This window comes from Streptomyces sp. NPDC050617, from assembly GCF_040654795.1.
Lineage (GTDB): Bacteria > Actinomycetota > Actinomycetes > Streptomycetales > Streptomycetaceae > Streptomyces.
Genome location: NZ_JBFAIS010000004.1, coordinates 298,338 through 317,566 on the forward strand (window position 1 = coordinate 298,338; position 19,229 = coordinate 317,566).

17 protein-coding genes are annotated in these 19,229 nt (G+C 73.0%); 7 read left to right on the forward strand and 10 right to left on the reverse strand.

Annotated features, from left to right (window positions below; all coding sequences use genetic code 11):
- Positions 1 to 87: 87 nt before the first annotated feature.
- On the forward strand, positions 88 to 900 hold the full coding sequence (locus AB0I49_RS08155) for an SDR family oxidoreductase (RefSeq protein ID WP_363225993.1): 813 nt from the start codon (positions 88 to 90) through the stop codon (positions 898 to 900).
- A 239-nt stretch (positions 901 to 1,139) separates the two neighbouring features.
- On the opposite strand, the gene AB0I49_RS08160 is transcribed toward AB0I49_RS08155, so the two are convergent.
- Entirely contained in the window at positions 1,140 to 1,448 is a 309-nt protein-coding gene (locus AB0I49_RS08160; RefSeq protein ID WP_363225994.1) for a hypothetical protein, read from the reverse strand.
- A 508-nt stretch (positions 1,449 to 1,956) separates the two neighbouring features.
- Between AB0I49_RS08160 and AB0I49_RS08165 the strand changes: the two genes are divergently transcribed.
- The 4 genes from AB0I49_RS08165 (at position 1,957) to AB0I49_RS08180 (ending at position 6,250) form a co-directional block, all read left to right on the forward strand.
- Positions 1,957 to 3,339 carry a family 2B encapsulin nanocompartment shell protein gene (locus tag AB0I49_RS08165; RefSeq protein ID WP_363225995.1) on the forward strand — a complete coding sequence of 461 codons (1,383 nt, stop codon included), beginning with the start codon at positions 1,957 to 1,959 and terminating at the stop codon, positions 3,337 to 3,339.
- Complete coding sequence (locus tag AB0I49_RS08170; protein WP_363225996.1) at positions 3,326 to 5,044, forward strand: SufS family cysteine desulfurase; 1,719 nt, start codon at positions 3,326 to 3,328, stop codon at positions 5,042 to 5,044. Before AB0I49_RS08165 ends, AB0I49_RS08170 begins: the two co-directional genes overlap by 14 nt.
- 79 nt (positions 5,045 to 5,123) lie before the next feature.
- Positions 5,124 to 5,726, forward strand: a complete 603-nt coding sequence (locus AB0I49_RS08175) for an AAA family ATPase (RefSeq protein WP_363225997.1) — start codon at positions 5,124 to 5,126, stop codon at positions 5,724 to 5,726.
- Positions 5,727 to 5,845: 119 nt separating this feature from the next.
- Positions 5,846 to 6,250: a DUF779 domain-containing protein gene (locus tag AB0I49_RS08180; protein ID WP_363225998.1), complete on the forward strand. Its 405-nt coding sequence runs from the start codon at positions 5,846 to 5,848 to the stop codon at positions 6,248 to 6,250.
- Positions 6,251 to 6,304: 54 nt separating this feature from the next.
- Here the strand turns inward: AB0I49_RS08180 and AB0I49_RS08185 are convergent, their stop codons facing one another.
- From AB0I49_RS08185 to AB0I49_RS08195, 3 genes are all read right to left on the reverse strand, one after another.
- On the reverse strand, positions 6,305 to 8,473 hold the full coding sequence (locus AB0I49_RS08185) for an EAL domain-containing protein (protein WP_363225999.1): 2,169 nt from the start codon (positions 8,471 to 8,473) through the stop codon (positions 6,305 to 6,307).
- A gap of 23 nt (positions 8,474 to 8,496) precedes the next feature.
- On the reverse strand, positions 8,497 to 9,321 hold the full coding sequence (locus AB0I49_RS08190; protein WP_363226000.1) for an SAM-dependent methyltransferase: 825 nt from the start codon (positions 9,319 to 9,321) through the stop codon (positions 8,497 to 8,499).
- Between the two features lie 310 nt (positions 9,322 to 9,631).
- Positions 9,632 to 11,068 (reverse strand): peptidase C39 family protein, encoded by a 1,437-nt coding sequence (locus AB0I49_RS08195; protein ID WP_363226001.1) that lies wholly within the window; start codon positions 11,066 to 11,068, stop codon positions 9,632 to 9,634.
- A 215-nt stretch (positions 11,069 to 11,283) separates the two neighbouring features.
- On the opposite strand from AB0I49_RS08195, the gene AB0I49_RS08200 reads away from it, so the two are divergent.
- Together AB0I49_RS08200 and AB0I49_RS08205 are read left to right on the forward strand one after the other, a co-directional pair.
- On the forward strand, positions 11,284 to 11,892 hold the full coding sequence (locus AB0I49_RS08200; protein WP_363226002.1) for a hypothetical protein: 609 nt from the start codon (positions 11,284 to 11,286) through the stop codon (positions 11,890 to 11,892).
- A 465-nt stretch (positions 11,893 to 12,357) separates the two neighbouring features.
- Positions 12,358 to 14,259, forward strand: a complete 1,902-nt coding sequence (locus AB0I49_RS08205; protein WP_363226003.1) for an AAA family ATPase — start codon at positions 12,358 to 12,360, stop codon at positions 14,257 to 14,259.
- Between the two features lie 68 nt (positions 14,260 to 14,327).
- Here the strand turns inward: AB0I49_RS08205 and AB0I49_RS08210 are convergent, their stop codons facing one another.
- The 6 genes from AB0I49_RS08210 to ribH form a co-directional block, all read right to left on the reverse strand.
- A complete protein-coding gene (locus AB0I49_RS08210) occupies positions 14,328 to 15,464 on the reverse strand; it encodes a hemolysin family protein (RefSeq protein ID WP_363226004.1) in 1,137 nt (378 codons plus the stop codon).
- On the reverse strand, positions 15,461 to 16,792 hold the full coding sequence (locus AB0I49_RS08215; protein ID WP_363226005.1) for a hemolysin family protein: 1,332 nt from the start codon (positions 16,790 to 16,792) through the stop codon (positions 15,461 to 15,463). Before AB0I49_RS08215 ends, AB0I49_RS08210 begins: the two co-directional genes overlap by 4 nt.
- Positions 16,793 to 16,981: 189 nt before the next feature.
- Positions 16,982 to 17,446 carry a PH domain-containing protein gene (locus AB0I49_RS08220; protein ID WP_363226006.1) on the reverse strand — a complete coding sequence of 155 codons (465 nt, stop codon included), beginning with the start codon at positions 17,444 to 17,446 and terminating at the stop codon, positions 16,982 to 16,984.
- Positions 17,447 to 17,487: 41 nt separating this feature from the next.
- A complete protein-coding gene (gene hisG / locus AB0I49_RS08225) occupies positions 17,488 to 18,336 on the reverse strand; it encodes an ATP phosphoribosyltransferase (RefSeq protein WP_363226007.1) in 849 nt (282 codons plus the stop codon).
- A gap of 69 nt (positions 18,337 to 18,405) precedes the next feature.
- Positions 18,406 to 18,678 carry a phosphoribosyl-ATP diphosphatase gene (locus AB0I49_RS08230; RefSeq protein ID WP_363226008.1) on the reverse strand — a complete coding sequence of 91 codons (273 nt, stop codon included), beginning with the start codon at positions 18,676 to 18,678 and terminating at the stop codon, positions 18,406 to 18,408.
- Between the two features lie 35 nt (positions 18,679 to 18,713).
- On the reverse strand, positions 18,714 to 19,199 hold the full coding sequence (gene ribH / locus AB0I49_RS08235) for a 6,7-dimethyl-8-ribityllumazine synthase (RefSeq protein ID WP_363226009.1): 486 nt from the start codon (positions 19,197 to 19,199) through the stop codon (positions 18,714 to 18,716).
- Between the last annotated feature and the right edge of the window lie 30 nt (positions 19,200 to 19,229).

Below are 19,229 nucleotides of genomic sequence, written 5' to 3' on the forward strand. Positions count from 1 at the left end.
CGCACCAGCAGGCGCTCTCGCCCCACGGCCAGTGCGCACGTAGGCTCGCACAGCCTGCACTCGATCATATTCGGAGGGTGAACGACCATGGCTGATCAGCGAGTTGTCATCGTCACCGGCGGGGGAACGGGCATCGGCGCCGCCACCGTGCGGCTGCTGCGCGCCGCCGGGCACCAGGTGGTGATCTCCGGCCGGCGGCCCGAGCCGCTGCACCGGCTCGCCGAGGAGACCGGGGCCCTCGCCCACCCCGCCGACGCCGGCGACCCCGATGCCGTCCGCGGCCTCGTCGACGCGGCCGTGGACGCCTACGGACAGGTCGACGGCCTGGTGCTCAACGCCGGAATCGCGCGCGCCGGAGCGGTCGGCGACGTCTCCGTCGAGGACTGGGAGGCGGTCATGCGCACCAACGTCACCGGCCCCTTCCTGCTGATCCAGGCCGCCCTGCCGCACCTCCTCCAGGCACGCGGCTCGGTCGTCGCCGTCGCCTCCGTGGCCGCGCTGCGCAGCGGCGTGGGCAGTTCCGCGTACGCGACGTCCAAGGCGGCCCTCCTTCAGCTGTGCCGCTCGCTCACCGCCGATTACGGGCCGCGGGGGCTGCGCGCCAACACGGTGTGCCCGAGCTGGATCCGTACGGATATGGCCGACCGGCGGATGGCCCGCTTCGCCGACGAGGCGGGGCTGGGGGACGGCGGCGCCGATGCGGGGTACGACGCGGCGACCCGGCTCACGCCCGCGCGCCGCCCCGGCGAGCCGCAGGAGGTCGCCGAGGCGATCGCCTGGCTGTTGTCGCCCGCCGCGTCCTATGTCAACGGGGTGGCTCTCGCCATCGACGGCGGGGTGACGATGATCGATCCGGGGACCGCCGCGTTCGGCTTCCACGTCGAGCCTCGCGGCGCCTGAGATCCGTACCGGATGCCCGGCTTCCAGGAGGAGCCGGGCCCCTTGTGCGACTGCCGCCCCGCCCAACGCCGTTTGCCCGTAGGAATACTCCCGTCCGTACAAAAGGCGCTGTCCGTACGCGGGCGCCGTCCGTGCGAAAGCGGCTGCCCGGCGGAGTTCCCGGCCCGCGCGAAAGCCCCCGCCCGGCGGAGAAATCGCCGAACGGGGGCTTTCGAGGGTCGTCATTCAGCCGACGGCGCTCAGCCGAACGGGCCCGAGCTGTTGTTGTCGGCGTCGATGCACGCCTGGAGCTGCCGCTGCTTGGCATTCGCCTTGGCACGCGTCTGCTGGGCGCGCTGCTTGTCGCCCATCTGCGCGTACTTGGCGGCCTTGTTCTTGAGGGCGTTGATCTCCGCGCGCATCTTCTTCACATTGCACGTGACCTTTCCGCGGGCCGCCATCGTGGCGGTGTCGGCGGTGGCCGTCGCGGCCTGCGCGGGGACCGCCGCGAACAGGAGTCCGCCGGCGAGCACCGCGGACGCGGCGAGCGTGGACATGCGTCGACGCATGGTTCTTCCTTCCCGTCCCCCGAACCGCGAGGGCTCGGGTGCATCTGGATAACAGCAGGTCACTGTAGCCGACGTGCTCCAACTCCTCGGTCGCGTGGCGGCCGTCGGCGGAGCTCCGGGGCCCGGCCCCGGAATCCTGCCGGAGTCCTTCCGGGGGCCCTTCCGAGGCCGTCCCCGGTTCCGCCTCGCCCGCCCGCCCCGATTCGCCAGGCGAATTCGCCACGGGCCGATTCTGGACGCGTACGCGCGCGGCCGGAGCACCCGGTCCGCGCATCGCCGACCGGGTACGGCTCAGGGCCGCGGGGCCGCACACGTGGTCATGGAACCTTTTGACCATGAATCCTTCACCCCTGCACGAATTTGCAGGAGCATCGACCCGCATATTTCAAGCCTGTTGCAGAAAAATGGCGTCTTGTGGACACGAGGTGACAAGAAGACCATCGGGCATCGTTCCGTGCACGATTTCTGGCCTGCCACCGGATCGCGCACCGCCTATGAGGGGGTTTCCATGAACGACCGATTGAGTCTCAGTCCCCAGGCCGCACGCCAGCTGGCCACCGCCACCAAGACCACCCCGCAGATGCGGGCCATCAGCCCGCGGTATCTGCTGCGCGCGCTGCCCTGGGTCGACGTCGAGTCCGGCGTCTACCGCGTCAACCGCCGCCGGACGTTCGTCGTCGGCGACGACCGGATCAGCTGCTACACCGAGAACGACACCCACCACGTGGTCGCCGAAGACCTGCGAGAGGTCCCGTATCTGCGCGACGCCGACCAGGAATTGCTCAACGAACTGGCCGAGGCGTTCACCGAAGTCAACTTCGAGGCAGGACAGTTACTCGCGCAGGAGGGCGACTCCGCCGACCGGCTGTGGGTGCTCGTCCGCGGCCGCGCCGAGAAGCGCGTGACCGGGCGGTACGGACAGGACGCGCTGCTCGAAGTGGTCTGCGACGGCCAGTTCTTCGACCTCGACGCCTGGGCCCGCTCCTGTCCCATGCCCTACCGGGTCAGGGCCCTCACCGCAGGCGTGGCGCTCTGCGCCGACCACAGCGCGCTGGCCTCGCTGGCCGAGCGCGACCAGGCCGTACGGACCGCGATCGACTCCTACGTCGCCGGGGAGATGCCCGAACCGGGCGCCGAGGTGCCGGTGGACCTCACCGCCGGGCACGTCGGGGAACCGATGCTTCCGGGTACATACGTCGACTACGAGGACTCGCCGCGCGAGTACCACATGAGCCTCGCGCAGACCGTGCTGCGCGTGCACAGCCGGGTCGCCGACCTCTACAACGAGCCGATCGACCAGACCCGGGCGCAGGCCAACCTGACCATCCAGGCGCTGCGCGAGCGCCAGGAGTCGATGCTCCTGAACCACCCCGAGTTCGGGTTGTTCAACAATGTCGCGCCGGGCCAGCGCGTACAGACCCGCACGGGTTCGCCGACCCCCGACGACCTCGACGAACTGCTCGCCAAGGTCTGGAAGCAGCCGGGCTACTTCGTCGCGCACCCCAAGGCCATCGCGGCGTTCGGCCGCGAATGTACCCGCCGGGGTGTGCCCCCGGTCACCGACAGCCGGTTCGGCAGTCCGCTGCTGACCTGGCGCGGAGTCCCGCTGCTGCCGTCCGACAAGGTGCGGTTCGCGGGATCGGAGTGCGCCGGCACCACCGAGATCCTGCTGATGCGGGTGGGCGAGGCCGAGCAGGGCGTGGTGGGCCTGCGCCCGGCCGGCGTCCCCGACGAGGTCGAACCGGGTCTGTCCATGCGGAACATGGGCACCGACCAGAAGGGCATCACCTCGCATCTGATGACGGCGTACTTCAACACCGCGGTCCTGGTGGAGGACGCCAGCGCCGTGCTCCAGAACGTCGAGGTGTCGAACTACCATGACTACTCCTGACGTCAGGACGGGCGTACCCGGCGGCGAGAGCCTGTCGGAGGCGGCGCGCCTGTACGAGCAGGCGGCGCGCCTCTACGAGGAGGCGCATCTGCTCGCGAGCGCGCCGACGGCGGGAGGCGCGGGCATGCCGGGCGTTCCGGGTGTTCCGGGCGTGCCCGCGAACGGGGCCGCGAGCGCGCCGACGGCCGCGACCGGCGCACCCCCCGCGGCCGTAACCGGAGCCGGAGCCGGCGGTACGCCCGCGGCCACCGCCGGAGCCGCGGGCGGTGTTCCCGCCGGCACGACCGCCACCGCCCCGGCAGGCGCCCCTTCCGCCGCCCCCGAAGCCGCCCCGGGCGCCATGGCCGGGACCCCCACAGCGCTCCCCCAGGGCGCGTCCGAGGGAGCGCTGCTCGGCTCGGCGCAAGGGCTCGGCGCGGAGTCCGGCATGCCCCGGTATCCGACGACGGGCGCGGCCGGAGCGCCCGGCGGCGCCACGGCGCGGCGCGGCGGCTTCTCCCCCGAGGCGGCCCGGCAGGACATCCCGATCCTGCACCGCACCGTCAACGGTCACCCGCTCGTCTGGCTGGACAACGGCGCCACCACGCAGAAGCCCCGCCAGGTGATCGAGGCGCTCGCCGCCTTCTACGGCGCCGCCAACTCCAACATCCACCGGGGCGCGCACACGATGGCCCGCGAGGCGACGGAGGCGTACGAGGCGGGCCGCGCGGCGGTCGCCGACTTCCTGGGGGCCGCCGCGCCCGAGGACATCGTCTTCACCCGCGGCACCACGGAGGCGATCAACCTCGTCGCCCAGAGCTGGGGCCGGGCCAACCTCGGCCCCGGCGACGACATCCTCGTCCCGGTGCTGGAGCACCACTCCAACATCGTTCCCTGGCAGCTGATCGCCAAGGAGCGGCATGCCCGCGTGGTGCCGGTGCCGCTCACGCCGGAAGGGGAGATCGACCAGGACGCGTACGCCGACCTGCTCTCGTCGCGGACGCAGCTCGTCGCGCTCAGCCACGCCTCGAACGTGCTCGGGACCGTTCCGCCCGTGGCGCAGATGACGGCGCTGGCGCACCGGTACGGGGCCAAGGTGCTGGTGGACGGCGCGCAGGCGGTCGCCCACCTGCCCGTGGACGTCCAGGCGCTGGACGCCGACTTCTACGCGTTCTCCGGGCACAAGCTGTTCGCCCCCACGGGCATCGGCGCCCTGTACGCGAAGCCGGAGGTGCTGGCGGCCATGCCGGTGTGGCAGGGCGGCGGCAACATGATCGAGTCGGTCGACTTCGCCGAGACGACGTTCGCGGCGGCGCCGCACCGGATGGAGGCGGGTACCGGGAACATCGGCGGGGTGGTCGGGCTGCTGTCCGCCCTGCAGTGGCTGACCTCCTTCGACCGGGACGCCGTCGCCGCGTACGAGACGGCGCTGACCGCGTACGCCCAGCAGGCCCTGGCCGCCGTGGACGGCCTGGAGATCCTGGGCGCGGCGCCGGGCCGGATCGCCGTGCTGACGTTCACGCTCGCGGGCCAGGACCCGGCGGCGATCGCCGACTGTCTGGACCGGGACGGGATCGCCGTACGGGCCGGCCACCACTGCGCGCAGCCGGCGCTGCGCCACTACGGGCTGGAGAGCGCGGCCCGCGCCTCGTTCGCGCTCTACAACACCTCGCAGGAGGTGGACGAACTGGTGGCCTCCCTGCGCCGCATGCAGCAGGGTTCGTGACCGTGCACGAGCTCGCGGCGCCCCGGCCCGGCGGTCGCCGCCGCCGGGCCGGGGACGCGCCGCCGGTATCGTCGGCCGCATGCTGCTGTGGATCAACGGCCCCTTCGGGGGCGGCAAGACCCAGACCGCGTTCGAGCTGCGCCGGCGGATCGCGGGCAGCGTCGTGTGCGATCCCGAGCACGCCGGGTTCGGGCTGCACCGCATGCTGCCGCCCGCCCTGCGCGGCGACTTCCAGGATCTTCCGGCCTGGCGGCGGAGCGTGTACGACATGCTCGACCTGGCCCTGCGCGAGCACCCCGGCCCGGTCATCGTCCCGATGACGCTCGTCGATGCCGGCTACTTCGCCGAGATCGTCGGCAGGCTCCGCGACGGCGGCCACGAGGTGCACCACTTCTCGCTGCTCGCCGAGCGCGCCACGGTGCTGCGGCGGCTGCGCCAGCGGGGGTTCGGGTTCGGCCTGAAGACCGAGAGCTTCGCCGTGGCCCGGCTCGACGACTGCCTGAAGCGGCTGCGGGAACCGGAGTTCGCCGAGCACATCCGCACCGACCGCACCCCGGTCGCGCGCGTCGCCGAGCGCATCGCGCGGTCGGCCGGGCTGCCGATCGCGGCGAACGACGACGGCCCGCTGCGGACGCGGCTGCGCCAGTACGCGACGAGCGCCCGCCACATCCGCTTCGACTGACCGGCCCGCCGGGGCGCCCCGGAAGAGGACGCGCCGCGCCCTCGCAACGTCCTTGCAACGGGCGCCCTGCTGTCCTGGTGAGGAACCGGTTCCCGGCAACGCCCCCGGAGGAGACCTCCATGACTGTCGCCTCGCGCATCGCACTGACCCCGGCCGCGGCCGACCTGCTGTGCCGGCTCCGCGCCGCGCACGGCCCGCTGATGTTCCATCAGTCCGGCGGCTGCTGCGACGGCAGCTCACCCATGTGCTTCCCGGCCGGCGAGTTCCGTACGGGCTCCTCCGACGTGCTGCTCGCCTCGCTGGACATCGACGGGGTGGCCGAACCGGTCGACTTCTGGATGGCCGCCGACCAGTTCGAGCGCTGGCACCACACCCACCTCACGGTGGATGTGGTGCCGGGTCGCGGCGGGGGCTTCTCACTCGAAGCTCCGGAGGGGGTGCGGTTCCTGATCCGTTCGCGGCTGCTCACCGACGAGGAGCACGAACAGCTCGGCGACCCGCGGCGCCCGCCGGTGGGCCCGTGACAGGCCCGTAGACCCGAAGGCCCGTAGACCCGCAGCCGGGGCCGGCCGGGGCGCCTACGACGCCGCGTCCACCAGCGAGAGCGTGTGCAGCCGCTCGGGCGGGCCGGGGCGCGCGTAGTACCAGCCCTGGGCGGTGTCGCAGCCCAGCACGCGCAGGCACTCGGCCTGGCTCCCCGTCTCCACCCCCTCGACCGTGACCGACAGGTCGAGCGTGTGGGCGAGCGAGACGATCCCCTCGACGATCTTCACGTCGACGGGGTCGGCGGGCGAGCCCTGCATGCCGCGGGTGAAGGAGCGGTCCAGCTTGAGCGTGGAGACGGGCAGTCTGCGCAGGTAGGAGAGGTTGGAGTAGCCGGTTCCGAAGTCGTCGAGGGCGATGTCCACGCCGAGGTCGGCGAGTTGCCGCAGCGGCCGCAGGGCGTCCTCGTCGGCGCCGATCAGGGCGTTCTCGGTGACTTCCAGGCATAGGGCGGCGGGGTCGAGCCCCGCTTCGGCGAGCACCTCGACCGTCTCGGCGACCAGCCCCGGATAGCAGAGCTGGGCCGGTGACAGGTTGACGTTGACGCGCAGCGGCCCGGCGTCCGGCCCGTCCCCCTCGGCGTGCCGCCAGGCGCGGGCCTGCCGGGCCGCCTCCTGGAGGACCCAGCGGCCGAGCGGCACGATCAGCCCGGTGGACTCGGCCAGCGGGATGAACTGGTCGGGGCCGAGGACGCCGTGCACCGGGTGCAGCCACCGTACGAGCGCCTCCGCGCCGCGTACGACGCCGTCGCCGAGGCGTACCAGCGGCTGGTACTCGATGAAGAACTCGCCGTTGTCCAGGGCCGCGGGCAGACAGTTGGTGAGGGAGTGCCGGGCGATGGCGCGGGCGTCGCAGGCCGCGTCGGCGAGCTCGTAGCGGTTGCCGCCGGCGGCCTTGGCGCGGTACATCGTGATGTCGGCGCTGCGCAGCACCTCGGCGGCGCCCCGCGTGGCGGCCGTGCCGGTCTTCCCGTCGACGACGCCGATGCTGGCCCGTACGGACAGCTCGCGGCCTTCGAGGTGGACGGGGTCGGCGAGGGCCCGCAGCATCCGCCGGGCGAGCGCGGTGGCCTCGGCGTCCGCGGACGGGCCGGTGACCAGGCCGACGAACTCGTCGCCGCCGAGGCGCGCCACGAGCTGGCCGGGTGCGGTGGCGCAGGCGCGCAGCCGCTCCGCGACGGCGACCAGCAGTTCGTCGCCGACGGCGTGGCCGAGGCTGTCGTTGACGGCCTTGAATCCGTCGATGTCGAGGTAGCACAGGCCGACCCGGTCGCCGCCCGCGCCGTCGGGGCCGCTCGCGAGGGCGCGGTCGAGGTGTTCGAAGAACATGGTGCGGTTGGGCAGGCCGGTGAGCGCGTCGTGGCGGGCCTCGTAGCGCAGCCGTTCGTGCAGCCGCCGCCGCTCGGTGATGTCCTCCATCAGCGCGATCTGGTACTTGGGCTCGCCGTCGGCGTCGCGCAGCAGGGAGACCGTGAGCGTGGTCCACAGGACGCTGCCGTCGCCGCGGGCGTACGGCTTCTCGATGCGGTAGTGGTCGCGCTCGCCGCGGACGAGTTCGCGGTACAGGCCCCAGACCTCGGGCGAGTCCTCGGGGTGCCCCCAGTCGGTGGCTCTGCTGCCGCTGGCGAGGTGCTCCATGCCGCCGAACATCCGGGACAGCGCGTCGTTGACCTCCAGGACCTTGCCGTCGACGTCGGCGATCCCGATGCCGACCGCCGCGGCCTCGAACACCGCGCGGAACCGGGCCTCGCTGACGTGCAGCGCCTGTTCGGCCTCGGCCCGCGCGCCCAGCGCGGCGCGGGTGATGGCCTCCTGCTCGCTGCGGGTGCGCTCGCGCAGGGCGCGGGCGAAGCCGGCTGCGACGCCGTGCTGGAGGCGGGAGCAGCGGGAGCGGCTCTCCTCGGCGGACGTCTCGTCGCCGGGCGGGCAGTAGAGGACCAGGTAGGCGTCGATGACGTTGAGGATCAGGGGCAGCGCCTCGGGGTCGGTGCAGTGGGCGTCGACGAGGGCGGCCCCGATGTCGGCGGCGGGCCCGGCGTCGAAGGGCTGGGCGCGCAGCGCGTCGCAGAGCCGGCCCGCCAGCGGCACGAGGTAGCCCTCGAACTCGGCGCGCGTCATGGAGGTGGTGGTGGCGGGGTAGACGGCGCGGCTCCAGATGGCGGCGAACCGCTGGAGCCGGTCCTCGTCGGCGGCGCTCCGTGGCATCTGTCTGCCGCCCCGTGCGACGGTCACTGCTTGCGCCCTACGCCGGCGAATCCGCTGAAGACCACCGGGTCCTCGTCCGAGCCCTCGGGGGTGTCGGCGGCGTCGGGCCGCCAGTGCGGCATGGAGACCAGGCCGGGTTCGACGATCTCGAACCCGTCGAAGAACCGGATGACTTCGTCCCGCGAGCGCATCAGCAGCGGCGAGCCGACCTCGCGGTACACACCTTGCACTCCTGCGCCCTCCTCCGGCTTCCGCGGCCCGCCTTCCAGGGAGGCGTGCGTCATCACCAGCAGACTGCCCGGAGCGAGCGCGTCGCGCAGCCGGGCGACCGCCTTCCAGGGGTCGTCCTTGTCCTCCATGAAGTGGAGCACGGCCACGAGCAGGAGCGCGACCGGGCGATCGAGGTCGAGCAGCCGGCGGGCCTCGGGGCTGGCCAGGATCTCCAGCGGGGCGCGGAGATCGGCGGCGACGACGGCGGACCGCGGGTCGCCGTCGAGCACGGCCCGGCTGTGGGCGACGGCCACCGGGTCGTGGTCCACATAGACCACCCGGGCGGCGGGGTCCGCCGCTTGGGCTATCTCGTGGACGTTGCCGAAGGTGGGGATGCCGGAGCCGATGTCCAGGAACTGGTTCACACCCTCGCCGATGGCGTAGCGCACGGCGCGCCGCATGAAGGCGCGGTTGGTCTGCATGACCTTCGGCAGCCCGGGAAATGCCTCGATCGCCCTGCGGCCGGCCTCGCGGTCGGCCTCGAAGTTGTGCGAGCCGCCCAGGTAGTAGTCGTAGATCCGGGACACGCTCGGCACAGACAGGTCGATTCCCTGGGGGGCCCAGGTGGGACGCTCCATCAGTCAGTCGCTCCAGCTCATCGCGGGTGTGTTGAGCCGAGGCTACTGATCGTCCGTTCGAATGGAACCCCGAAGCGGAAAAGCACGGTCCGCATTCGGCCATGGAGGGGCGCATGTGACACGGCGTGAGCCCCTCAATCGTACGGTCTCAAGCTCCGCGGCGCACGCCGCGGGAAAGTGCCGCACAGCACATTCTCCTCCGAACGGCCGCCCCGGGCGCAGGCCCTGTCCGCGTACCACGCACTTCCGGCAGGAATGTCCGCCCGCCCTCCCCGGGCCGCGCCGAACGGCTGACGCCCCGCCGCGCCGGTCAGCGGATGCCGAACGACCTCAGGACGCGCCGCTGCTCCTCCGTCACCTCGACGGGGAAGTAGAGGTAGCAGATGCCGCCGGTGCCGCTGACCACCTTGTTGGAGGCGTTGTAGCGCTTCGTCCTGAGCCAGATGTTCTCGAACTGCCGGCGTTTGTAGACGTGGCGGACCGCCGCGTTGGTGGGCGACGCCGGGTCGTTGGCGATGACGTCGCCCTTGGCGGTGAAGCCGACGACCGTCATCAGATGGCCCGCCGTGCCGTAGCCCGCGCCGTCCAGCTCCGCGGCGAGGAAGGACTGCGAGGTGATGAGGGGGATGCCGACGCCGATGAGCTTCTCGGCGTCGTTCAGGGAGCCGAGCCGGGTGACGACGCCCTGCATGTCGCGGTAGGTCGCGGCGTAGGCGGCGTTGAAGGGCCAGTTGCCGCAGCCCTGGTACTGGTAGTCGTACGTGTAGCGGGCGGCGTGGCAGATCTGGGGGTCCGCGTAGGCGGGGTTCACCCAGGCCAGGTCGGCCGCGGTGGGGCGGCGGCCCCAGTACTCGATGATCATCTGCGAGGAGGTGGGGCTGCACCACGCCTCGCCGCCGTTGTCGTACTCCGGGTACTGCCCCTTGTGGATCTCCTGCGAATAGCGCGGCGCCTTCAGCTCGCGCGCGCTGCCCGGCCCCGGCGTCGAGGCGGGCACCGTGAACCGGTCGGGCAGGTCCGAGGCCATCGCGCCGAGCCGCCACACGGTGGGCGTGAGCCGGGTGCCCGGCTTGCGGTAGAGGGTGGCCTTCAGCTCGTACGAAGCCAGCCGCAGCGGTCCGGCGGCCGCGTCCATGGCGAAGGTGTCCGTGGAGACGCTGCTCCTGCCGTCGCGCTGGTCGTCGACGGAGGTGCGGCGGATGTCCCCGGCGGCGTCGCCGGAGGTCCAGCGGCCCATCACGTACCAGGGGGTGCTGGTGCCGTCCGTGTACGTGCCGTGGAGCTCGATCTGGAGCCAGGTGCCGGGCGGGGTGTGGGCGTTCCAGGAGACCACCGCCTCGCCCGCCGGTACGGGCAGGGTGCGCTGCGGGGAGGTCCAGGTCGCGTACTCCCAGGTGGCGCGGGCGCCGGTGTGCGGGTCGGTGTAGAGCGTGGTGCCGACGGGGTGGTCGATGACCACGCCGGGCCGGTCGCCGGACTCGACCCGGGTGCCCTCGGCGGCGCCGCAGCGCCAGTCGCCGTAGCTGGTCCAGCCGTGGTAGTCGACGGCCGCGCGGGCCGCCGCGTCCGTGACCGCCGCGTCCGCCGCCTCCGGCGCGCCGGGCCCGGGGCCGTCCCCTGCGGCCGGGCCGTCCGGCGGCTGGGGGCCGCGGCGCGGCGCGGCGTGCGCCGTGGAGGAGGCGGTGGCGGCGACGACGCCGATGGCGACGGCGAGCACGGTGCGGCGGGGAGTGGGTCTGCTGGTCATGGCGGGTGTCCCCCAGTCGTCTGCGGAGATCGTCTGCGGATGGGCGGGAACTGCGGGAGCGCGACATAACTATCGCCCGGTTCCGGTCTCCTGGACCAGTGATTCCCCGTGTGGCGCGCCATGAATATTGGCAAATACCACCGCCGGCGCCCTCTGGTCCACCTTGTGGTGGATCACGGGCGGGCCGCCTGCCCGGCGGACCGTAGGGTGACCAGGTGAAAGATCCCATCGACAGCGGCGCCCCCGCTCCGCTCGACGCGCTCGCCCGGCGGCTCGCAGCGCTGCCGCCGTCCCTCGGCCCGGTGCGGCTGGTCGCCGTGGACGGGCACGCGGGCTCCGGCAAGACCACGTTCGCGGGGCGGCTGTCCGAGGCGCTCGGCGGCGCGCCGGTGCTGCACCTGGACGACCTCGCGACCCACGAGGAGCTGTTCGGCTGGACGGGCCGGCTGTGCGAGCAGGTGCTCGGGCCGCTGGGGCGCGGCGAGACCGCGCGGTATCGCGCGTACGACTGGGTGCGGCGGCGGTTCTCCGAGGTGAAGGAGGCCGCCCCCGAACCGGTCGTGCTCGTCGAGGGCGTGGGCGCCGGGCGGCGGGCGCTGCGGCCGCATCTGTCCTGCCTGCTGTGGATGGAGCTGCCGCGGGGCGATTCCTGGGCGCGGGGCCGGCGCCGCGACGGCCCCGGGCTGTCCGGATTCTGGGACGGCTGGATGCGCGCGGAACAGGCGCATTTCGCCGCGGACCCCTCGCGTCCGCATGCCGAACTCCTGGTGTTCTCGCGGGATCAGGGGTATGAGGTACTGCCGGGGCCCGCCGGACCCCGCTGAACTGCCCTTGCCCTCACGCTCCGTGACCGGGTGCGGTCGGTCCGCTTCCCGCCGCCGCGCGTTCCTCGCCGAGTGCTTCAACTCCGCTTGACCTGGGGGCCGTACAGGACTTACGTTTCCAATGTGCGGCCCGCGAGGGCCGTCGGCAGACGCGAAGCCCCCGGTTGTTCCCCCGTGATCGGGGGCTTCGTTCTGTCCTGGCGCGGCCATTTGTGGCCTTTGCGCATATCAGCCCTTACCCTCGGTCACCACCGCCGGTATTCCCCTCCGCGCCGCGAACAGCCGTGCGGCACCCTTCGGTCGACGCCAACTCCGCAGGTACGATGCCAAACGGCGCACTCGGCGGGTCGCCGCACGAGGGCGCCGACGCAATGGTCAACTCCCGTCCACGGCACAACGGTCAGAAAGCGCGGCCAGGCACTCGCCCGGCGGCACGCCACGGGGGCACGGTTTGTGGGGGACGTGATGGAATTCGGCACGCAGGGCTCACACGCCCCGGCCGAACTCGCCTGGCTGCGCGCCGTCGACGCCTACACCATGGGCGCGTACGCGCAGGCCGAGGAGGAGTTCCGGGTCGCGGTCCGCATCGATCCGGCGATGGCCGACGCCTGGCTCGGCCTGCACGCGCTGCGCGCCGACACCACCACCGCGCTGCTGCGCATGCACCGCCACCGCGACCGCTTCGGCGAGCAGCGCGCCCGCCACCGACGCTCCCTCAATTCCTGGTACTGGCTCGGCTGGTGGGTGCAGCCGGTGCTGGAGAGCGGCCGCGACCTGCTGCTCGCGCACGCCTCGCACTGGCTCGACGGCCGCCACGTCCCCGAGCTGGACCGGGCGCTGGCCGGCTGCCCGCCCGTCGAGGCCGACGCCCAGGTGCGGTTCCTGCACGCGTGCCGCGCCTATCTGGTCAAGGACTGGGACCAGCTCGTACGCCATACCGAACCGCTCCTCGACGACCCGGTGCTGGGCATAGAGGCCGGGCTGTTCGGCGGCATGGCGCGGGTCCGGCTGGAGATGTACGGACAGGCCGAGCCGCTGCTCGCCGCCGCCCTGATGCGCTGCCGCAGCGAGCAGCCGCAGCGCAAGGAGCTGCGCTACTGGCTGGCCCGCGCCCACGAGGGCACCGGCCGCAGCGCCGCGGCCCTCCCCCTCTACCGCGCCGTGCACCGCGTCGACACGGCGTTCATGGACACCGCCGCCCGGCTCGCCGCCATCGCCGACGGGGACGGCCTCGACGGGCCCGTCGAGGCGGACCTCGCAGCCGTGTCGCTCGCGGGCCTCGGCCAGGACGCGGCGGGCGACCCCGAGACGCCGGCCGCCGACGGCCCCCCGGACGGCCGCGATCTGCTCGGCGGCCTGGACCCGGACCTCTCCGGCGCCGCGCCGCCCGGCGCCGCGCCCCTCGACTCGGACGGCATACGGTCCAAGGGCCGGCGGCCCGTACCGCCCGGCGACGACGAGCTGCCCGCCGGCCCCTCCGACCCCGTGCTCCTGGCGAAGGCGCTCGGCGAGCTGGAGCGGATGGTGGGGCTGGAGCCCGTGAAGCGGCAGGTGCGGGCGCTCTCCGCGCAGTTGCACATGGCGCGGCTGCGCGCCGGGCAGGGCCTGCCCGTGCAGCCGCCGAAACGGCACTTCGTCTTCTCCGGCCCCTCCGGCACCGGCAAGACCACCGTCGCCCGCATCCTCGGTCGGGTCTTCTACGCGCTCGGGCTGCTCGGCGGCGACCATCTGGTGGAGGCGCAGCGGGCCGATCTGGTCGGCGAGTTCCTCGGCCAGACGGCCGTCAAGGCCAATGAGCTGATCGATTCGGCGCTGGGCGGGGTGCTCTTCGTCGACGAGGCGTACAGCCTCTCCAACTCCGGCTACAGCAAGGGCGACGCCTACGGCGACGAGGCGCTCCAGGTGCTGCTCAAGCGCGCCGAGGACAACCGCGACCGGCTGGTGGTGATCCTGGCCGGCTATCCGGAGGGCATGGACCGGCTGCTCGCCGCCAACCCCGGTCTCGGCTCCCGCTTCACCACCCGCGTCGACTTCCCCAGCTACCGTCCCCTCGAACTCACCAGCATCGGCGAGGTGCTGGCCGGCGAGAACGGCGACGGCTGGGACGACGAGGCGCTGGAGGAGCTGCGCAGCATCAGCGGGCACGTCGTGGAGCAGGGCTGGATCGACGAGCTGGGCAACGGCCGCTTCCTGCGCACGCTGTACGAGAAGAGCTGCGCGTACCGCGATCTGCGGCTGTCGGGCTTCGCGGCCACCCCCACCCGCGCCGACCTCGCCACGCTGCGGCTGCCGGACCTGATGCAGGCGTACGGCGAGGTCCTCTCCGGCCGCGGCCCGCTGGACCGCGACCCGCGGGAGCCGCAGTAGGCCGGCGGGCCGCCCTTCGGCAGCCCGCCGGCACCGCCGCGGCCCCCTCGGACCGCTGCTCGACGGTCTCAGCCCGCCATCGCGTCCCGCTCCGCCGGCACCAGCGGTGTGCCGCCCGCCGTCCGCGGGCGCCGCAGCAGGTCGCCCGGCACCGCGTCGGGCCGGGCCTGCGGCACGTCCCGGTGCGCCGGGTCGCGGACCTCGCCGACCAGCTTCTCCAGGACGTCCTCCAGCGCGACGAGGCCCAGCACCCGGCCCGAGGAGTCCGCCACGGCCGCGAGGTGGGCCGCGGCCCGGCGGAGCACGGTGAGCGCGTCGTCCAGCGGGAGTTCGGCCCGTAGCGTGTCGATGCGCCGCCAGACGTGCTGCGGCACCGCCCGGTCCCGGTCCTCCAGTTCCAGTACGTCCTTGACGTGCAGGTATCCCATGAACGCGCCGCCGGGGGCGCGGACCGGGAAGCGCGAGTAGCCGGTCCGTACGGTCAGCTCCTCGATCTGCCGGGGAGTGGCCGACGGGTCGATGGTGACCAGGGTGGCGGCGTCCAGGAGGACGTCGGTGACCGGGCGGCTGCCCAGCTCCAGCGCGTCCTCCAGCCGCTCCTGCGCCTCGGGGTCGAGCAGCCCGGCCTGCCGGGAGTCGTCGACGAGGTGGGTGAGCTGCTCGCTGGTGAAGACCGCCTCCACCTCGTCCTTGGGCTCGACTCCGAAGAGCCGCAGCACGCCGCGGGCGCACGCGCCGAGCAGCGCGGTGACCGGGCGGCACAGCCGCGCGAAGGCGACCAGTCCGGGCCCCAGCCACAGCGCCGCCCGGTCGGGGGCGGACATGGCCAGGTTCTTGGGCACCATCTCGCCGATGACCAGGTGCAGGAAGACCACCAGGGCGAGCGCGATGGCGTAGCCGAAGGGGTGGACCAGCTGCTCGGGCAGGCGCGCGGCGTGGAAGACGGGCTCCAGCAGGTGCGCCACGGTCGGTTCGGCGACCGCGCCGAGGGTCAGCGAGCAGACGGTGATGCCGAACTGGGCCGCCGCCATCATCTGCGGCAGGTTCTCCAGTCCGGTCAGGACGGTGCGGGCGCGCGCCGAGCCCTCGGCGGCGCGCGGCTCGATCTGGCTGCGCCGTACGGAGACGAGCGCGAACTCGGCCCCCACGAAGAAGCCGTTGGCGAGCACGAGCAGGAGGGCGAAGAGGAGTTGCAGCAGGCTCATCGGTGCTCTCCCTGCGTGCCGCCGGTCCGTGCGATCCGCACCCGTTCGGCGCGGTGGTGGCCGACCTGGCGCACCGAGAGGCGCCAGCCGGGCAGTTCGGCGCTGTCGCCGGGGGCCGGGATGCGGCCGAGCAGCGTGGCGACGAGTCCGGCCACGGTCTCGTACGGGCCGTCCGGGGCGGCGAGGCCGATGCGGCGCAGGGTGTCGACGCGGCAGCCGCCGTCGGCGTCCCAGGCGGGCCGTCCGTCCTCGGTGAGGGCGGCGGCCAGCTCCGGCAGGTCATGGCCGTCGTGTTCGTCGCGGACCTCGCCGACCAGTTCCTCGACGATGTCCTCCAGGGTCACGACCCCGGCCGTGCCGCCGTACTCGTCGACGACCACGGCTATCGGCTGCTCGCTGCGCAGCCGCTCCAGCAGCGGCCGTACGGGCAGCGTCTCGGGTACGAGCATCGGGGCCACGGCGACGCGTGCCACGGGGGTGCGCAGCCGCTCGTGGGCGGGGACCGCCAGGGCGTCCTTGAGGTGGACCATGCCGACGACCTCGTCCAGCCGCTCGCGGTAGACCGGGAAGCGGGAGAGGCCGGTGGCGCGGGTGAGGTTCAGGACGTCCTCGGCGGTCGCGGACGACTGGAGGGCGCTGACCTTCACGCGCGGCGTCATCACGTGCTGCGCGGTCAGCTCGCCGAGCGAGAGGGTCCGTACGAACAGGTCGGCGGTGTCCTGCTCGATGGCGCCGGCGAGCGCCGAGTGCCGGGCGAGCGAGACGAGCTCGCCGGGGGTGCGGGCCGAGGCCAGCTCGTCGGCGGGTTCGACGCCCAGGGCCCGTACGAGCCGGTTGGCGACCTTGTTGAGGGCGGTGATCACGGGCCGGAAGAAGCGGGTGAAGGCGTGCTGCGGGCCGGCGACGAACCGCGCGACCTGGAGCGGCCGGGAGACCGCCCAGTTCTTGGGCACCAGCTCGCCGATGATCATCTGGACGGCGGAGGCCACCAGCATGCCGACGACCACCGCGACGCCCGCTCCGGCGCCGCCGGGCAGGCCGACGGCGGAGAACGGGCCGGTCAGCAGCCGGCCGAGCGCGGGCTCGGCGAGCATGCCCACCACCAGGGAGGTGATGGTGATGCCCAGCTGGGTGCCGGAGAGTTGGAAGGAGAGTTCGCGGAGCGCCTCGACGACGGTCCGGGCGCGGCGGTCGCCGCCGGCGGCGGCCCGCTCGGCCTCCGGCTTCTCGACGGTCACCAGCCCGAATTCGGCGGCGACGAAGAAGCCGTTGGCGAGGATCAGGAGAAGGGCTGCCGCGAGCAGCAGGAGAGACACGGTGACGCTCATGCCGCCGCCTCGTGGTGGGGGGCGGCGCAGGTACTACAGGACGATCCGTCCATCGCTGGAGGGAGTCACTCCTCGGTTCGCAGGTCCCCCGCCGGCCGGTTGGGGCGCGGCCGCTTGGGTGCGGGGCGGAGCACGGTGTGTGCCCGTGGCACCAGAGTAATCAAGGAGGCCCCGTACGGGGCAGCCGCCTCAGGCGGAAGCGCCCGCTCCGTGCGTCTCGGCCAGGGCGCGCAGCGCGCGGGCGTCGCCGATGGCCTGCTCCTTGGCGACGCCGGGCTGGATGCCCATGGCGGGCAGGCTGGTGCCGTCGGCGAGGTCGAGGTGGACCCAGGCGTCGCCGGGGCGCAGATTGACGCGCACGATCTGCGCCCAGTCCAGCCGGCGGGTCGTCGTGAGGTTGACGACGAGGACGCCGTCCGGACCGGCGACGATCTTGGGGCGGCTGAGCAGCGCCAGCACGGCGAAGATCACCACGCCGGTGCCGATGAAGGTGGCCTTGTCGCCGGGGCTCAGGGTCTCCAGCATCAGCGACATCACGGTGAGCGCGATGAGCACGGCCGTGCCCACGGTCAGCAGGACGACCCGCGTGCGGGTGGGCCGGAAGGTGACCGGCAGGGCGGGGAGGTCGGGCTGGGTCGCGGACACGGACGTCATCTCTCGTGGAGGGATCTCGTGGTGGGCTGGCGTGCTGGGGGTCAGAGGCGGCAGGCGTGGATGCCCGTGGTGAGGATCGCGCGGGCGCCCAGTTCGTACAGCTCGTCCATGATGCGCTGGGCGTCGCTGGAGGGGACCATCGAGCGGACGGCGACCCAGCCCTCGTGGTGCAGCGGGGAGACGGTGGGCGACTCCAGGCCGGGGGTGAGGGCGACGGCGCGCTCGACGTGCTCGACGCGGATGTCGTAGTCCATCATCACGTACCGCCGGGCGACGAGGACGCCCTGCATGCGGCGGAGGAACTGCCGGATCTTGGGGTCGTCGACGCTCTCGCCGGTGCGGCGGATGACGACGGCCTCGGACTCCAGGATCGGCTCGCCGATGATCTCCAGACCGGCGTTGCGCAGCGTGGTGCCGGTCTCCACGACGTCGGCGATGATCTCGGCGACGCCGAGCTGGATGGCGGTCTCGACGGCCCCGTCGAGGTGGACGACGGAGGCGTCCACGCCGTGGTCGGCGAGGTGCTTGGCGACCAGTCCGTTGAAGGAGGTGGCGACGGTCATGCCGCCGAAGTCGCGGACGTCCGAGGCGGTGCCGGGGCGGGTCGCGTAGCGGAAGGTGGAGGCGGCGAAGCCGAGCTGCATGATCTCCTCGGCGTTGGCGCCGGAGTCGAGCAGCAGGTCGCGGCCGGTGATGCCGATGTCGAGCTTGCCGCTGCCCACGTACACGGCGATGTCGCGGGGGCGCAGGAAGAAGAACTCGACCTCGTTGGCGGCGTCGACGAGGACGAGTTCCCTGCGGTCCTTGCGCTGCTGGTAACCGGCCTCATGGAGCATCGCCGACGCAGGCTCGGAGAGAGAACCCTTGTTGGGGACGGCGATGCGCAGCATGAGGTCTGTTTCCTTTGTACGTCGGGGTGTTGGACGTTCGCGGCGGTGCGGGCCCGGCCGGGGGCCGGGTCAGAGGTGAGCGTATACGTCGTCGAGGGAGATCCCCCGCGCGACCATCATCACCTGAACGTGGTACAGCAGCTGGGAGATCTCCTCGGCGGTGGCGGCGGCGCCCTCGTACTCGGCCGCCATCCACACCTCGGCGGCCTCCTCGACCACCTTCTTGCCGATGGCATGCACGCCCTTGTCCACCAGCTCGGCGGTGCGGGAGGTGCTGGGGTCGCCGGAGGCGGCCTTGTGCTGGAGCTCGACGAAGAGCTCCTCGAATGTCTTCTTGGCCATGGTGGTGCCAAGCCTACGGGGTGGCGGGCCGGGGCTCAGCGCCAGGGCTCCGACACGGAGCGCAGCGTGGTGGCGGTGGCGACGGCGGCGGTGACCGCCTCGTGCCCCTTGTCCTCCGTGGACCCCTCGATGCCGGCCCGGTCCAGGGCCTGCTCCTCGGTGTCGCAGGTCAGCACGCCGAACCCGATGGGCACCCCGGTGTCGACGCTGACCTGGGTCAGCCCCTGGGTCACGCCCTGGCAGACGTAGTCGAAGTGCGGGGTGCCGCCGCGGATGACGACGCCGAGAGCGACGACCGCGTCGTAGCCGCGGCCGGCGAGGACCTTCGCGACGACGGGCAGCTCGAAGCTGCCCGGCACCCGCAGCACGGTGGGCTCGTCGATGCCCAGCTCGCCGAGGGCGCGCAGCGCGCCGTCGACGAGGCCGTCCATGACCTTCTGGTGCCACTGCGCCGCGATGACCGCCACACGCAGGTCGCCGCAGTTCTTCACGCTCAGTTCGGGTGCGCCCTTGCCGCTCACGTCTCTCCTCGGTGCTGGTGCTGTGCTGCT

Bases quoted from the DNA above. Each gene is read 5' to 3' on its own strand.
- AB0I49_RS08155 (WP_363225993.1), top strand. From the start codon at position 88: ATGGCTGATCAGCGAGTTGTCATCGTCACCGGCGGGGGAACGGGCATC.
- AB0I49_RS08160 (WP_363225994.1), bottom strand. From the start codon at position 1,448: ATGCGTCGACGCATGTCCACGCTCGCCGCGTCCGCGGTGCTCGCCGGC.
- AB0I49_RS08165 (WP_363225995.1), top strand. From the start codon at position 1,957: ATGAACGACCGATTGAGTCTCAGTCCCCAGGCCGCACGCCAGCTGGCC.
- AB0I49_RS08170 (WP_363225996.1), top strand. From the start codon at position 3,326: ATGACTACTCCTGACGTCAGGACGGGCGTACCCGGCGGCGAGAGCCTG.
- AB0I49_RS08175 (WP_363225997.1), top strand. From the start codon at position 5,124: ATGCTGCTGTGGATCAACGGCCCCTTCGGGGGCGGCAAGACCCAGACC.
- AB0I49_RS08180 (WP_363225998.1), top strand. From the start codon at position 5,846: ATGACTGTCGCCTCGCGCATCGCACTGACCCCGGCCGCGGCCGACCTG.
- AB0I49_RS08185 (WP_363225999.1), bottom strand. From the start codon at position 8,473: ATGCCACGGAGCGCCGCCGACGAGGACCGGCTCCAGCGGTTCGCCGCC.
- AB0I49_RS08190 (WP_363226000.1), bottom strand. From the start codon at position 9,321: ATGGAGCGTCCCACCTGGGCCCCCCAGGGAATCGACCTGTCTGTGCCG.
- AB0I49_RS08195 (WP_363226001.1), bottom strand. From the start codon at position 11,068: ATGACCAGCAGACCCACTCCCCGCCGCACCGTGCTCGCCGTCGCCATC.
- AB0I49_RS08205 (WP_363226003.1), top strand. From the start codon at position 12,358: ATGGAATTCGGCACGCAGGGCTCACACGCCCCGGCCGAACTCGCCTGG.
- AB0I49_RS08210 (WP_363226004.1), bottom strand. From the start codon at position 15,464: ATGAGCCTGCTGCAACTCCTCTTCGCCCTCCTGCTCGTGCTCGCCAAC.
- AB0I49_RS08215 (WP_363226005.1), bottom strand. From the start codon at position 16,792: ATGAGCGTCACCGTGTCTCTCCTGCTGCTCGCGGCAGCCCTTCTCCTG.
- AB0I49_RS08220 (WP_363226006.1), bottom strand. From the start codon at position 17,446: ATGACGTCCGTGTCCGCGACCCAGCCCGACCTCCCCGCCCTGCCGGTC.
- hisG (WP_363226007.1), bottom strand. From the start codon at position 18,336: ATGCTGCGCATCGCCGTCCCCAACAAGGGTTCTCTCTCCGAGCCTGCG.
- AB0I49_RS08230 (WP_363226008.1), bottom strand. From the start codon at position 18,678: ATGGCCAAGAAGACATTCGAGGAGCTCTTCGTCGAGCTCCAGCACAAG.